The 13,537-nt window shown below is 65.8% G+C and carries 11 protein-coding genes and 2 tRNA genes; 8 read left to right on the plus strand and 5 right to left on the minus strand.

Going from position 1 to position 13,537, the window contains the following annotated elements; translation table 11 throughout:
• Positions 1–221 precede the first annotated feature (221 nt).
• On the plus strand, positions 222–812 hold the full coding sequence (locus GAK28_RS15290) for an NAD(P)H-dependent oxidoreductase (RefSeq protein WP_291780876.1): 591 nt from the start codon (positions 222–224) through the stop codon (positions 810–812).
• Between the two features lie 160 nt (positions 813–972).
• Here the strand turns inward: GAK28_RS15290 and GAK28_RS15295 are convergent.
• The 4 genes from GAK28_RS15295 to tpiA all read right to left on the minus strand — a co-directional run bounded on the left by GAK28_RS15295 (position 973) and on the right by tpiA (position 2,514).
• A tRNA-Leu gene (locus tag GAK28_RS15295) sits at positions 973–1,057 on the minus strand.
• A 120-nt stretch (positions 1,058–1,177) separates the two neighbouring features.
• Positions 1,178–1,262, minus strand: a tRNA-Leu gene (locus GAK28_RS15300).
• Between the two features lie 22 nt (positions 1,263–1,284).
• Positions 1,285–1,737 carry a preprotein translocase subunit SecG gene (gene secG, locus GAK28_RS15305; protein ID WP_291780878.1) on the minus strand — a complete coding sequence of 151 codons (453 nt, stop codon included), beginning with the start codon at positions 1,735–1,737 and terminating at the stop codon, positions 1,285–1,287.
• Positions 1,738–1,761: 24 nt separating this feature from the next.
• Positions 1,762–2,514 (minus strand): triose-phosphate isomerase, encoded by a 753-nt coding sequence (gene tpiA, locus GAK28_RS15310; RefSeq protein ID WP_291780881.1) that lies wholly within the window; start codon positions 2,512–2,514, stop codon positions 1,762–1,764.
• Positions 2,515–2,676: 162 nt separating this feature from the next.
• On the opposite strand from tpiA, the gene GAK28_RS15315 reads away from it, so the two are divergent.
• Both GAK28_RS15315 and GAK28_RS15320 read left to right on the plus strand, forming a co-directional pair.
• Positions 2,677–5,094: a DUF3772 domain-containing protein gene (locus GAK28_RS15315; RefSeq protein WP_291780884.1), complete on the plus strand. Its 2,418-nt coding sequence runs from the start codon at positions 2,677–2,679 to the stop codon at positions 5,092–5,094.
• 18 nt (positions 5,095–5,112) lie between these two features.
• Positions 5,113–5,541 carry a hypothetical protein gene (locus GAK28_RS15320; protein ID WP_291780887.1) on the plus strand — a complete coding sequence of 143 codons (429 nt, stop codon included), beginning with the start codon at positions 5,113–5,115 and terminating at the stop codon, positions 5,539–5,541.
• On the opposite strand, the gene GAK28_RS15325 is transcribed toward GAK28_RS15320, so the two are convergent.
• A complete protein-coding gene (locus GAK28_RS15325) occupies positions 5,505–6,860 on the minus strand; it encodes a formimidoylglutamate deiminase (RefSeq protein ID WP_291780889.1) in 1,356 nt (451 codons plus the stop codon). The genes GAK28_RS15320 and GAK28_RS15325 overlap by 37 nt on opposite strands.
• A 110-nt stretch (positions 6,861–6,970) precedes the next feature.
• Here GAK28_RS15325 and GAK28_RS15330 point away from each other — a divergent pair, with 110 nt between their 5' ends.
• From GAK28_RS15330 to GAK28_RS15350, 5 genes are all read left to right on the plus strand, one after another.
• On the plus strand, positions 6,971–8,542 hold the full coding sequence (locus GAK28_RS15330; protein ID WP_291780907.1) for a bifunctional GNAT family N-acetyltransferase/carbon-nitrogen hydrolase family protein: 1,572 nt from the start codon (positions 6,971–6,973) through the stop codon (positions 8,540–8,542).
• Positions 8,539–9,924: a chloride channel protein gene (locus GAK28_RS15335; RefSeq protein WP_291780910.1), complete on the plus strand. Its 1,386-nt coding sequence runs from the start codon at positions 8,539–8,541 to the stop codon at positions 9,922–9,924. Before GAK28_RS15330 ends, GAK28_RS15335 begins: the two co-directional genes overlap by 4 nt.
• Positions 9,921–11,159 carry an imidazolonepropionase gene (hutI, locus tag GAK28_RS15340; RefSeq protein ID WP_291780913.1) on the plus strand — a complete coding sequence of 413 codons (1,239 nt, stop codon included), beginning with the start codon at positions 9,921–9,923 and terminating at the stop codon, positions 11,157–11,159. The genes GAK28_RS15335 and hutI overlap by 4 nt, the downstream gene beginning before the upstream one ends.
• 194 nt (positions 11,160–11,353) lie before the next feature.
• A complete protein-coding gene (locus tag GAK28_RS15345) occupies positions 11,354–13,051 on the plus strand; it encodes a hypothetical protein (protein WP_291780915.1) in 1,698 nt (565 codons plus the stop codon).
• Positions 13,052–13,112: 61 nt separating this feature from the next.
• A complete protein-coding gene (locus GAK28_RS15350) occupies positions 13,113–13,406 on the plus strand; it encodes a transposase (RefSeq protein WP_291780923.1) in 294 nt (97 codons plus the stop codon).
• Positions 13,407–13,537: the final 131 nt, after the last annotated feature.

Below are 13,537 nucleotides of genomic sequence, written 5' to 3' on the forward strand. Positions count from 1 at the left end.
CCTGGCTCAGGCCGTAAGAAGGGGCATCGCAAACGTGCACATTATCGGCAAATATTGACTGATCTTGAATGCGTTGGAGACGTCGAAGCCCGTAAAACCAGGGCGTGGGACGAAATCGTCTCAACAGGCGTGACATTGGCATGCCCGGGGAAAACGGCGAAGATCCCAGGCGATGCGTCGCATTCGCGGCCTCCCCTTTCAATAACCAAGGAGAATCCTCCATGCCACCGAAGATCCTCGCCTTCGCGGGAAGCTCCCGTCGCGAATCGCTCAACCGCAAGCTGCTTGCCGAGGCCGTGGAAGGTGCAGAGGCCGCTGGCGCTGAAGTCACCGTCGTTCGCCTGGCCGACCTCGACCTGCCCATTTACGACGGCGACCACGAGGAAGAGCACGGCTTCCCGGCTGGTGCCCTGGCGTTCAAGCAGCAGATCGCCACGCACGACGCCTTGCTGATCGCGTCCCCGGAGCACAACGGCGGCTACACCGCCCAGCTGAAGAATGCCCTCGACTGGGCCAGCCGCCCCACCGACACGGATCGCACGGGTCTTGGCGCCTTCAAGGGCAAGCTCGCCGCCGTCATTTCCGCCTCGCCTGGTTTGCTCGGCGGCCTCCGCTCGCAGACCGCCCTGCAGATCTCCCTGCATAAGATCGGCCTGACGGTGATCCCGGAGAACATCGCGCTCGGGTCGGCACACCAGGCGTTCGACGAGAACCACAAGATCAAGGACGAGCGCTCGCGGCGCTCGACGCATGCGGTGGGCGAGGCCTTGGCCAGGGCGACGCGGGCGCTGTTGGCGGGTAAGGAAGCCTGACGGCGCCCTGCCACGCCATCGCGCGCAAGCGCGCTCCTACAAACGCCGCAACCGCCGCACTGTAGGAGCGCGCTTGCGCGCGATGCCCCCATGGAATCGCAGAACACAAAAAAACCCGCTTGCGCGGGTTCTTTGGCGATTCATTCCATCGAATCTGTATTGGTGCCCAAGGGGGGACTCGAACCCCCACGACCGAAGCCGCTACCACCTCAAGGTAGTGCGTCTACCAATTCCGCCACCTGGGCATTGCTACTGCGTTTTACTGCTTTAAACGTTCGACCCACACCTTTCGGGGAGAGCCTAAACAAAACGCCCCGCCTTGGCGGGGCGCCGTGCCATCCGGTTGAGGTCGTCCGGATGTTTGTTGGTGCCCAAGGGGGGACTCGAACCCCCACGACCGAAGCCGCTACCACCTCAAGGTAGTGCGTCTACCAATTCCGCCACCTGGGCATAACTTTGAAACGTGTTGCTTTTACTTCTTGGCCGGTTCAGCAGGAGCCTTGGCGGCATCCTGCTTCGCAGCCGGAATCTCGTTGTTCGCCGCCGGGGCCGTAGCCGCCGGAACGTCACCGTTCGCGGCAGGCGCCTTGGGCACGTCAGTCGTCGGGGCGACCGGGGCGTTGTTGGCGGGAGCCGCCGGAGCGGTCGCGCCGGACATCACGCCAAGATCCGCAGCCGGCTGCTGGGGGTTACCCGAGTGGCTGAGGTAGATGCCCATGCCGAGGCTGAGCACGAAGAACAGGGCTGCGAGGATGGCCGTGGCGCGGGTCATGAAGCTCGAGGAGCCACGCGCACCAAAGACCGTGGCGGATGCACCGCCACCGAAGCCAGAACCTGCCTCCGCACCGGCGCCGCGCTGCATAAGAATCAGCACGATCATCGCCGCGGCGATCAGGATATAGAAAACACTGAAAAGAATGAACATGTCTTCTCGGTTTACCGTGTCGCGTTATGAACGCGCCGCGGCGCATATATCCAGGAAGTCGGAAGCCACCAGGGCGGCACCGCCGATCAATCCACCGTCGATGTCCGGCTGGGCGAAAAGCTCGGCCGCATTGGCTGGCTTGACGCTACCACCGTAGAGCACCCGGGTGAGGAGCGAGATAGTAGCATCCTTCTTTGCCAATTGGCTACGGATGAACGCGTGAATTTTCTGCGCCTTGTCCGGGGTGGCGGTGAGTCCCGTACCGATGGCCCAGACCGGCTCGTAGGCGACCACGGCGTCGCGGAAGGCCTCGATACCGTTGTGCTCCAGCACGGCGGCCAGCTGCCGTCCGATGACCTCTTCCGCCCGGCCGGCTTCGTGCTCTTCCTTGGTCTCGCCCACGCAAAGGATCGGCGTCAGCCCCGCCTGGCGGGCCGCCTCGAACTTCTTCGCCAGCAGAGCGTCGGACTCGTGCTGGTACTGGCGACGCTCCGAGTGGCCGACCAGCACCCAGCGGGCACCCACGTCGTGCAGCATGCCGCCCGACACCTCGCCGGTGTAGGCGCCCTGCACATGATGCTCGGAGAGATCCTGCGCACCGAACCCCAGGCCCCGGTCGCCATAACGGGCGATCAGCCCGGCGAGGTAGACATCGGGCGGGAAGACCAGCACATCGGTGCCGTCGGGAAGGTTCTCGACGATCTCGCGGACGAGCGCGTCGGCCATGGCATGCGAGCCATGCATCTTCCAGTTTCCGGCGACCAGCTTCTTGCGCATGGTTTGGCTTCCAGGCGGTGACAAAGGGGCGGCAGGATAACGGCCACCCACGGCACGGCAAAGCTGCATTGCCGCAATAGGCGGGCCGCACACGGCGTTCACCGAGGGTAACGCATATATCAGGCATTTGACCTGCCCCGGTCTGGCTTCGATCATCCCGCCATGCGCACCTTCAGAATTTTCCTCATCGCCCTGTTCATGGCCTTTGCCGGGGCCGCCTACGCCCAGGCCACGGACGACACGAGCCCCGCCCAGCAGATCGACGACCTCCGCGGCCAGCTGGACCAGGCCGAGAAGTCGATGAAGGACGACAAGATCACCGACTCGGCCATCGACGACCTGCGCAGCGGGGTCTCCGATATCGAGAGCAAGGCGCAGAAGGTCGCCAGTTCGCTCCAGCAGGGTCGCGAAGCGGCCAAGGCCCGTCTCGACCAGCTCGGGCCGCCGCCGGCCACCGGCACGCACGAGGCACCGGAGCTGGCCCAGTCACGCAAGGACGCCCAGAAAGCGTTCGACGCGGTCGATACCCAGATCAAGCAGGCCAACGCCATCGCGCTGGAGGCTCAGCAGGCCGGCAACCAGCTCTCCGACCTGCGTCGCATCCGCTTCCAGGAACTGATCTCCAAGCGCACGAACTCGATCCTCTCCAAGGCCTTCTGGTCGGAACCCGCCGCTGCGTTTCCGCGCGATGCCGCCAACCTCCGCGACTTCGTGGGCACCGTACGCGACGACGTCGCCGCCAGCTGGAACCAAGGCAATCGCTTCGCCCTGATCGGCTGCGTGCTGGCCGGCCTGTTGTTGATGAGCGTGGTGCGCCTGTACCTGGAACACCGTGCGCGCGAACTGACCGCCAACCGCATGCCTCCCGGCCGGCTGCGTCGCTCGGCGCTGATCGTCGGCGTCGCGCTGACCTCGACGCTGACCACCGGCCTGGGCACGCATCTGTTCTATCTGGGCCTGAACTGGAGCGACACCCTTAGCCACGACACCGACGAGGTCGCGCAACGCGTGGTCGGGCTCGTGTTCTTCGGTGCCTTCATCGCCGGGCTGGGTCGCGCCCTGCTTTCGGCCAAACGTCCGTCGTGGCGCCTGCCGTCGATCTCCGACGAAACGGCGATGCGACTGCGCCGCTTCCCGCTGCTGTTCTCACTGGCGACAGTGCTGTTCCAGTTCCTCCACCAGCTCAACCGCACGGTCGGCAACAGCCTGGCGGCCACCGTCGCCACCAGCAGCCTGGAGGCGGTGGTTCTTACTGTCCTGACGGCCATCGCCCTCGCCCGCCTCAGCCGCGCGCACCATCACGAGGAAGACGGCACGCCGCCGACGCCACGCCCCGTATGGGCCAGTGTGTTCATCGCCGCCGCATGGGTGGCGATCGTGCTCTCGTGGCTGGGCCTGCTTACCGGCTTCATCGCCTTTGCCGCATTCATGGCGGTCCAGCTGGTGTGGACCATCATCATCGTGGCCGCCGCGTATCTGGCCATGCGCCTCGTCGACGATCTCTTCGAAACGCTGCTCTCGGAGAAGGGTCCGATGAGCGCCCGCGCGCAGGCGGTCTTCGGCATGGACCCGAAGCTGCTCGACCAGGCCGGAGTGGTGCTGTCCGGCGTCGCGCGCCTGGTGATGTTCCTGTTCGCCTTGACCGCGGTCGCCTCGGGCTTCGGTGCCGGCGCGTCCGACATCTTCGCGTTCGGCGCCAAGCTGCAATCGCTGGAAATCTACGGCGTGAAGATGCAGCCCGACCGCATCCTCTCCGCGATCGCGATGTTCTTCGTCGGCCTGCTCGCCGTGCGCGTGGTGAAGAACTGGCTGTCGAACCAGTACCTGCCGCGCACCAATCTCGATCCGGGCATGCGCAGCTCGCTGACCACCCTGCTGGGCTATGTCGGTGTGGTGATCGTGGTGTCGGTGGCCCTGCTCGCGATGGGCCTGTCGCTGCAGAACATCGCCTGGGTCGCCTCCGCGCTTTCGGTGGGTATCGGTTTCGGCCTGCAGGCGATCGTGCAGAACTTCATCTCCGGCCTGATCCTGTTGGCCGAGCGACCGGTGAAGGTCGGCGACTGGGTGGTGCTCGACGATGCCGAGGGCGACATCCGCCGGATTAACGTGCGCGCCACGGAAATCCAGGTCGCCGACCGCTCAACGATCATCGTCCCCAACTCGTCCTTCATCACCAAGCCCGTGCGCAACATGACCATGGCCAATCCGCAAGGCCGTGTGCTCATCAAGCTGCCCATGCCGCTGGACACCGATCCGGTGGAGGTGCGCCAGCACCTGCTGGAGGCGATGCGTTCGCACAAGTCGGTGACGGAAACACCGGCGCCCTCGGTGACGCTCGACGGCATCGACCGCACCGCCATGACCTTCGCCGCCACCTGCTACGTGGGCGGCCCTCGCGACGTGGGCGGCGTGAAAAGCGACCTGCTCTTCGACTTCATCGCCCGGCTGCGTGGCGCCGATATCCCGCTGCTTCGTCCGCAGGACCTCGTGTTGCGCACGGGCAGCCATGCGCCGGACATCGCGGGCCCGAGCGGCGCCGGTGCGCCGAAGGCCTCGACCGACCCGGACAACAGCAACTAAGCACCCCTGGAGTACCCGATGCATCCCCTCATCGCCCTCGCCCTGATGTCCACCGCGCAGCCGGCGCCCGCCTGGCTTGCGGGCGACTGGGAACCGTACAGCAATGCCTTCCAGGGCCTGCGCATGCTCAGCATCGGCAAAGACACCCTGAGCTGGAAAGGCTGCCGTGATGCTCACTACGACGTGGTGTCCGTGGATGGCGACAGCGTAACGATCCGCCTGGCGAAAGACAGCAAGTGCGTGCTCGACGACACGCCACCGACACGCATGGACACGGTGCGCCTCACCCTGCGCGACAACCATTGCGACCTCGGCGTGTCGATCTACGCCTCGCCCGACGCCGCGAACAAGAACGAGCCCTCGGCCGAAGGCCTCTACGGCAAGCAGAAGTGCTCGTCGGGACCGGCCGCTCAGGCGGCGGCCAACCTCTCCACGACCACGCGGTAAGCCTTCGCGGCAGCCTCTTCGGCGACGTGCGCGTGATCGCGCACGCGCCACCGCCCACCGACCATCACATCGCGCACCAGCGGCGTGTTGCCGGCAAACAGGAAGCTGTCGATCACGTCGGCCTCGCTGCGCGCGGCCAGCAAGGGCGAGCGATCGTCGAGCACGAGCAGGTCGGCACGAGCGCCGACCGACAAGCGCGCGATATCCGCCGCCGAAGCCTGCGCACCACCCTCAAGCGCACGCTGCCACAGCGTGTTGCCCACGCTTTCCTCCGCCTTGCGCGCCGCGACGTTGCGATGGCGCGTGACCAGGCGCTGGCCGTACTCCAGCCAGCGCAGCTCCTCCACGGGAGACACGGAGATATGCGAGTCGGAGCCGATGCCCAGCGTGCCGCCCGCGTCGATGAAATCGGCCAGCGGGAACAGGCCGTCGCCGAGGTTCGCCTCGGTGGTGGGACACAGGCCGGCGACCGCGCCGCTCTTTGCGATACGGTCGGTCTCCTGCCCCGTCAGGTGCGTGGCATGAATCAGGGTCCAGCGCCGGTCGACATCGGCATGATCGAGCAGCCATTCGACCGGACGCGCGCCACGCACTGCAAGGCAATCCTGCACCTCGCCGATCTGCTCGGCGATGTGGATGTGGATCGGCAGGTCGCGTGACACGCCGGTCGACAGCAGGGCGCGCATCGCGTCCTCCGGCACGGCGCGCAGCGAGTGCAACGCGATGCCGATGCGGAGCATGTCGTGCTGCATCGGCACGAGTCGTTCGAGCAACGCGACGTACTGGCCGACATCGTGGCGGAAACGCTGCTGGCGTTCGGACAACGGACGACCGTCGAAGCCGCCGGTCATGTACAGCACGGGCAACAGCGTCAGGCCAATGCCGGCCTCCTTCGCGGCCTCGATCAGCGCGAGCGACATCGCGGCGGGATCGGCGTAGGCGACGCCACGCGGGCCGTGGTGCAGGTAGTGGAATTCGCAGACCTGGGTGTAACCGGCCTTCACCATTTCCACGTAGAGCTGGGTCGCGATGGCCTTGAGGTCGTCGGGATCGATCGCCTCCGCGAAGGCATACATCGTCTCGCGCCAGGTCCAGAAGCTGTCCTCCCCCGGGCCGCGACGCTCGGCCAGGCCGGCCATCGCGCGCTGAAACGCATGCGAATGCAGGTTGGGCATGCCTGGCAACACGAAGCGCCCGACCCGCTCGCCACCGTCGCCAGCCCGCGCGAACCGCCCGCCCTCGACGACAAGCCCTCCGCGCCCGGCCTGCCAGGCGGCGTCCTGCCAGAGGAAGTCAGCGGAATAGGTGGCGTGGGGCATGGGGATGGCCTTGTGGGGGACATCCGATGCTACCTCAGGCGGCCCGGACCTGGCTTCTGCAGCGACGGACGTCCGCGTTTTCGTCATCCGGGGAGGCGCATAATAGGTCAATGACCGAGAAACACGCCGCTCAGACTCCGAAGCTCACGCTTCGCCTGGCCCGTCCCTCCGACGTGCCGGCCCTCGTCGCCCTCACCGCCCGCGTCTACACGCCGGAATGGGGCCACTCCGCCGAGATGCTGCAAGGCCAGCAGACCCACTTCCCCGAAGGCCAGTTCGTGGTCGAGTACGAGGGAACCATCGTGGGCTTCTGCGCCACGTTCCGCATCAACGAATCGGTGGCCCTCACCCCGCATACGTGGATGCAGATCACCGGCGGCGGCTTCGCCTCGCGTCACGACCCCAAGGGCGACTGGCTCTACGGCATGGAAGTCGTGGTCCATCCGGACTATCGCGGCATGCGCATCGGGCAGCGCCTGTACATGGCACGCAAGCGCTTGTGCACCGACCTGAAGCTGCGCGGCATCGTCTTCGGCGGGCGCATGCCCGGCCTCGGCCGCGCGGTCGCACGCTACGGCAGCGCGGAAGCCTATGTACAGGCCGTGGTCGACGGCACGCGCCGCGATCCCACGCTGAGCTTCCAGCTGCGCAACGGCTTCGAGGTGATCGGCCTGTTGCGCGAGTACGTGCCGTCCGACCATGAGTCGCTCGGCTACGCGGCGCACCTCATCTGGCGCAACCCGCAGCTGCTCAACCATCCCGACACGCCGAAGGTGTCGCAGAGCCATCGCCTGCCCGACTCGGTGCGCGTGGCCTCGGTGCAGTACCAGCAGCGTCGCATCGGCTCGTTCGAGGAGTTCGCCACGCAGGTCGAGTACTTCGTCGACATCGCCGCCGACTACGACGCCGACTTCGTCGCCTTCCCCGAGTTGCTCACGCTGCAGTTGCTCTCGATCGAGAACGCGGAGCTGTCGCCGGTCGAATCCATCCGCCGGCTCTCCGAGTACACTGACGAGGTGAAGGCGCTGTTCCACCGTCTGGCCGTGCACTACAACATCAACATCATCGGCGGCTCGCATCCCACGCGGCAGCCGAATGGCGACATCCACAATGTCTGCTACGTGTGCCTGCGCGATGGCTCGATCCACGAGCGCGAAAAGCTGCATCCCACGCCCAGCGAACGCAACGTGTGGAACATCACCGGCGGTGACGCGGCGGCCACGATCCAGACCGACTGCGGCCCGATCGGCGTGATGATCTGCTACGACTCGGAGTTCCCCGAGGTGGCACGCCATCTCACCGACCAGGGCGCGCTGATCCTGTTCGTGCCGTTCTGCACCGACGTGCGCGAAGGCTACCTGCGCGTGCGCTACTGCTCGCAGGCCCGCGCCATCGAGAACCAGTGCTACGTGGTGCTTTCGGGCAACGTGGGCAACCTGCCGGGCGTGAACAACTTCGACATCCAGTACGGCCAGAGCTGCATCCTCACGCCCAGCGACTTCCCGTTCGCGCGCGACGGCATCGCGGCGGATTCCACGCCGAACATCGAAACCGTGCTGTTCGCCGACCTGCGTCTTGAGAACCTCGCCCGCGCCCGCAACTCCGGCGCCGTGCAGAACCTCAAGGATCGTCGTTACGACCTCTATGAAGTACGTTGGGCAAGGGCACCGGAAGGCAAATGAACGAGCGATCCACCGAAGGCGCACCCTCGTCGCGCCTTCAAAAGCTGAAAGCCCTCGGCCAGCATGAATGGCTATCTCCCACCGAATGGCGACGCCGCATCCTGTTCTGGACAGGCGCGGTCGTCGTCGGCCTCTCCGCCGTCTTCTTCGCCAAGGCGGCCGACTTCGCGTTCGAGCTGTTCCATCGCGTGGCCTCGCACGGTTGGTGGGTGCCCCTGCTGATCACACCGGCCATGTTCGCCCTGCTCAGCTGGCTCACGCAGGGTGCGCTCAAGGCCACACGCGGCTCCGGCATTCCCCAGGCCATCGCCGCGCTCAAGATCGAAGACGAAAGCTTTCGTTCGCGCCTGCTCTCGCTCAAGGTCGCCATCGGCAAGATGGCGCTGACCCTCGCCGCCCTGCTCGGCGGCGCGTCGGTCGGTCGTGAAGGCCCCACCGTGCACGTCGGCGCCGGGCTGCTCTATTCCATGGGTCGCCGTTTTGGCTTCGCCGATCCCACGGCGGCCGGGCGCTTCATTCTCGCCGGCTCGGCGGCGGGCCTCGCCGCCGCCTTCAACACGCCGCTGGCCGGCGTAGTGTTTGCCATCGAAGAAATGTCCGGCGCGTTCGAACATCGCATGAGCGGCACCTTGCTCACGGCGGTGATCGTGGCGGGTGTCGTGTCGCTGGGCCTGGTCGGCAACTACGCCTACTTCGGCGATGTCACCGCCAGCCTGCCCTTCGGCACCGCGTGGATCGCCGTCCTGCTGACCGGCATCGTTGGCGGCCTCATGGGCGGCCTGTTCGCCCGCCTCATCATTCCGTCCACCGTCGGCCTGCGCGGCATGGTCGGACGCCTTCGCGCCCGCCAGCCCGTGGTGTTCGCCGCTGCATGCGGCCTCGCGCTGGTGCTGCTCAGCCTGCTTAGCGCGAACGGCCTCTACGGCACGGGCTACGCGCAGGCACGCGATATCCTGCAAGGCCATGGCGATACGCGTCCCGTATTCGGCCTGCTGAAGTTCCTCGGCAACATCGCCTCATCCTGGGCCGGCATCCCCGGCGGCATCTTCTCGCCCGCTCTTGCCGTCGGCGCGGGTCTCGGCGACAACATCGCCCACCTGCTACCGGGCGGCGATACGTCCGCCGTGGTGCTGCTCGGCATGGCCGCCTATCTTTCGGGCGTGACCCAGGCACCGCTCACCGCCACGATCATTTCGCTGGAACTCACCGCAAACCGCCAGATGGCGTTGCCGATCATGGCCGCCTGCCTGCTGGCACGCGCCGTATCGGGCCTGGTCTGCCGCGTGCCCGTGTACAAGGCGCTGGCGGAAACGCTCATTACGCAATACGACGAAGAACGCCGCCGCCGCGAAGCGCCGGCCACCGAAGGAACGAACCCATGACCGACGCACGCTGGGACCACCTGCTGCTCGACGTAGGCCTCGCCACGCTCACCGACAACGGCCAGCCTTACGGCGCCATCGAGCATGGCGCCATCGGCTGGCGCGACGGAAAGATCGTCTTCGCGGGCCCGCGCAACGAGTTACCCGGCGATCCGACCGCCCTGTCCCATCGCATCGAATCGCTGCATGGCCACTGGGTCACGCCCGGCCTGATCGATTGCCACACACACCTCGTTTTCGGCGGCGACCGCGCGCAGGAATTCGAGATGCGGTTGGAAGGCGCCAGCTACGAGGACATCGCCCGCAAGGGCGGCGGCATCGTCTCCAGCGTGCGCGCCACCCGCGCGGCGGACGAAGACCACCTGCTCGCGCAATCGCTGCCACGCGCCCGCGCCTTGCTTGCCGATGGCGTCACCACGCTGGAGATCAAGTCCGGCTACGGCCTGGAACCCGATGCGGAGCGACGCATGCTGCGCGTCGCTCGCCGCATCGGCCAGGAACTGGGCATCGACGTACGTACCAGCTTTCTCGGCATGCATGCCCTGCCTCCGGAATACGCCAACCGTCGCGACGAGTATGTCGCACTGGTCTGCGACACCATGCTCCCCGCGCTCGCCGAGGAAGGCCTCGTGGATGCCGTGGACGCGTTCTGCGAAGGCATCGGCTTCACGCCGGCCGAAACCGAGCGACTGTTCACCAAGGCCACGTCACTGGGCCTGCCGGTGAAACTGCACGCGGAACAGCTTTCCGACCTGGGTGGCAGCGGGCTCGTCGCCCGCTTCAACGGCTTGTCCGCCGATCACCTGGAATGGACAAACGAAGACGACGTGCGTGCCATGGCTCAGGCCGGCACCGTCGCCGTGCTGCTGCCGGGCGCCTACTACGCGCTGCGCGACACACGCCCGCCGCCGATCGATGCCTTCCGTCGCCATGGCGTCGCGATGGCGGTGGCCACCGACCTCAACCCCGGCACGTCGCCCCTGCTCTCGCTGCGCCTGGCCATGAGCATGGCCTGCACGCTGTTCCGCCTGACGCCTGAGGAGGCCCTGCGCGGCGCCACGCAACACGCGGCCCGCGCCCTCGGCCTCGACGACCGCGGCACGCTCGCCGTCGGCCAGCGCGCCGATCTCGCCGTGTGGAACGTCCGCCATCTACCCGAGCTTTGCTACTGGATCGGTGGTGATCTGCTGCGGCAGAGCTGGGTCCATGGGGAACGACCGCGAGTGAGCGCGTAAGGGCGCTGGCTGGCGGTGCATTCATGGAACGCACCGTCAGTGCAATGAGCCTCCTCTAAGAAAGATTCCAACGATTTTTCAGACGAGTCCTAGAGACATCGTCAGCGATATGCCTAAGCTCAGGAACCTCTTCATTCGTGACGAGGGAGCCTCGCTTGAGGCAGTGGAAAGTTCTCATTCCAGCCGGAGCGATCATGCTCTTGCTGGTCATCGGCATCGCACCGTATCTGTCGGGTTACTTCACCGGGCTACTGCTCGGACTCTCCGGACACCCCAACACGTGGACCCGTTGGTGGGAGTACATCCGGGTACTCGATCAGCCGGCATATGCGCCTTATGCGTGGCGGATTTACCTCGCCGGTGGCCTTGGCATCGGCATTCCGTTGTGCGCCACCATCGCAGCCTTGATCGCGCTGCGTCGCCATCTGCCCACGCCACCCCCGCCGCGATTCGAGCCACTTGAGGCCATCGCCTCGCCATCGCGACATGGCGTGGTACTTAGCCGGGGAATCGCCACGAACCTGTCCGTGCTGGTCGTGGCCGCCCGATCAGAGCGCGCCGTGCTCGGCACGCTGCTGCCTACCCTTCGACAATCGGGGGAACCGTGGCTGATGGTAGGCACTCGCGCGACCCTGGCCGCCTGCGCCCCGGCGATGAAAGGACGGGAAATCGTCCATCTGGCACCCTTCGGCCAGGGGCACTGCTGGAATCCCTTTGCCACCGCGTGGGCACCAGAGGGCCTGCGCCTACCCGTGCTGGAGAGCCTGGCGGAACGCTGGTATCCCGCCACCGAACCGTCCAGGCGCTTCCTCGCCAGCCATGCCCGGCATGCCTTCGTCGCCCTCGTCCAGGTGGTCGACGATGTGCTTCGCGCCAGCGGCGAAGCCATCGCACCCGCGCCGGGGGATCTTCATCGCCTGGCCCAACCCCTGGCCACCCAGCAGCGTCGAGCGTATCTGGATGCCCTCGGTCGAACGGCCGCGCTCACCGAGCGTACCTGTGAGGCACTGCGCCCCTTGCAAGCCTTGGATGAAACGGCCTTTCGACGGGTCTGCGAGGCCTTGCTCGCACCGTTGGCCCTGTTCGGCCATGCGTCGCTCGACACCGCCACGCGTGGCGACGACATCGCGACGCGTGATTTGCGTCGGGCGATCGTTCTCGTCGAATTACCTGCCGAACGGCGAGGGGAAGCCAGCCATCTGGTCGATATCTTCATCGCTTTTTGGCGGCATGCGACGCATGGCATGCCGCATCGACGACTCGTTATCGACGAATTGGATGCCTTTGCCCGGTTACCGATCCTGCTCGATAGCGATCTTCCATGTCTCGCCACGACACGGCGTCTCGCCGCGCTTCGGCAGCCGTACGGTCGCGTGCTCGACCGTCTGCTCTCTTCCTTTCCCTGCGTGGTGATGCATGGGGCAACGGATGAGGTCGCCGCTCAGGAAAGCGAAGCGATGCTCGAAATCTATATGACGGTTCACGATCCCAAAGAGCGCCGGTCACGCCGCCCCGCCAGTGCGCAGGCCCTGCATGCCGTGACCGACGATCAGCAACTGGTGATCGCCCACCCATCGTTTCGTCCCTACGCCGCGGACATTCCTTCGGTCCGTTATCGGGCCAAGCCCCTTCCCTCCCATGAGACCGGAGAAGCCATGCCCTTTCCGAAGCCACTCGCGAGCCTTCTCGTCTCGGTGCTTGCCGCTTGTTCGACACCCACCCAAGACGTCACCGAGGGAAAGCGCCCCAAGGCTACCCCCTACATGAAGGGATGCAACAGTCCCCGCGACATAGGTTCACCACCTAACAAGTATGTCGACGCCTGCATCGGACCACATCGCTTTCGATTCCTTCAAAGCCTCTATGAATTGCAGGCTGGTCAGGATCTGTGATCTTGCCCCCGTTTCACGGACACCCCTATAAGCGATTAACTATCGCAATAGGAGGTGGACGATGACCAAGAGCAAGGCAGGCAGAAAGGGGCAGGAGTTCAGCCTGGAGTTCAGGCAGCAGGCACTGTTGCGAGCGGCCACAGAAGGGGTAACCACGGTGGCTCGTGATCTGGGGTTGCAGCCTGCCCAGCTGTACAGTTGGCGCGCCCAGGCGCGGCGGCACGACCAGGACGATCAGGCACAACGCTTGGAGTTGGCCGAACATGCACGGCTCAAACGTGAAGTGGCGCGGCTGGAGGAGGAGAACGCTTTCCTAAAAAAAGCGGCGGCGTACTTCGCCAAACAGCCCAAGTGAAGTGCGCAACGATGAAAGCGCACGAAGGCACATTCAGGGTGCGTCTGATGTGCCGAGTGCTGTCGGTGTCTCCAAGCGGCTACTATGCTTGGCGCAAGCGTATACCGTCCAAACGGACCCAGGCTCGGACG

The sequence above is a fragment of the Luteibacter sp. genome, from assembly GCF_009912395.1.
GTDB lineage: Bacteria > Pseudomonadota > Gammaproteobacteria > Xanthomonadales > Rhodanobacteraceae > Luteibacter.

What these genes read in the sequence shown, in the direction of transcription:
- GAK28_RS15290 (WP_291780876.1), top strand. Translation starts at nt 222, where the DNA reads ATGCCACCGAAGATCCTCGCCTTCGCGGGAAGCTCCCGTCGCGAATCG.
- secG (WP_291780878.1), bottom strand. Translation starts at nt 1,737, where the DNA reads ATGTTCATTCTTTTCAGTGTTTTCTATATCCTGATCGCCGCGGCGATG.
- tpiA (WP_291780881.1), bottom strand. Translation starts at nt 2,514, where the DNA reads ATGCGCAAGAAGCTGGTCGCCGGAAACTGGAAGATGCATGGCTCGCAT.
- GAK28_RS15315 (WP_291780884.1), top strand. Translation starts at nt 2,677, where the DNA reads ATGCGCACCTTCAGAATTTTCCTCATCGCCCTGTTCATGGCCTTTGCC.
- GAK28_RS15320 (WP_291780887.1), top strand. Translation starts at nt 5,113, where the DNA reads ATGCATCCCCTCATCGCCCTCGCCCTGATGTCCACCGCGCAGCCGGCG.
- GAK28_RS15325 (WP_291780889.1), bottom strand. Translation starts at nt 6,860, where the DNA reads ATGCCCCACGCCACCTATTCCGCTGACTTCCTCTGGCAGGACGCCGCC.
- GAK28_RS15330 (WP_291780907.1), top strand. Translation starts at nt 6,971, where the DNA reads ATGACCGAGAAACACGCCGCTCAGACTCCGAAGCTCACGCTTCGCCTG.
- GAK28_RS15335 (WP_291780910.1), top strand. Translation starts at nt 8,539, where the DNA reads ATGAACGAGCGATCCACCGAAGGCGCACCCTCGTCGCGCCTTCAAAAG.
- hutI (WP_291780913.1), top strand. Translation starts at nt 9,921, where the DNA reads ATGACCGACGCACGCTGGGACCACCTGCTGCTCGACGTAGGCCTCGCC.
- GAK28_RS15345 (WP_291780915.1), top strand. Translation starts at nt 11,354, where the DNA reads ATGCTCTTGCTGGTCATCGGCATCGCACCGTATCTGTCGGGTTACTTC.
- GAK28_RS15350 (WP_291780923.1), top strand. Translation starts at nt 13,113, where the DNA reads ATGACCAAGAGCAAGGCAGGCAGAAAGGGGCAGGAGTTCAGCCTGGAG.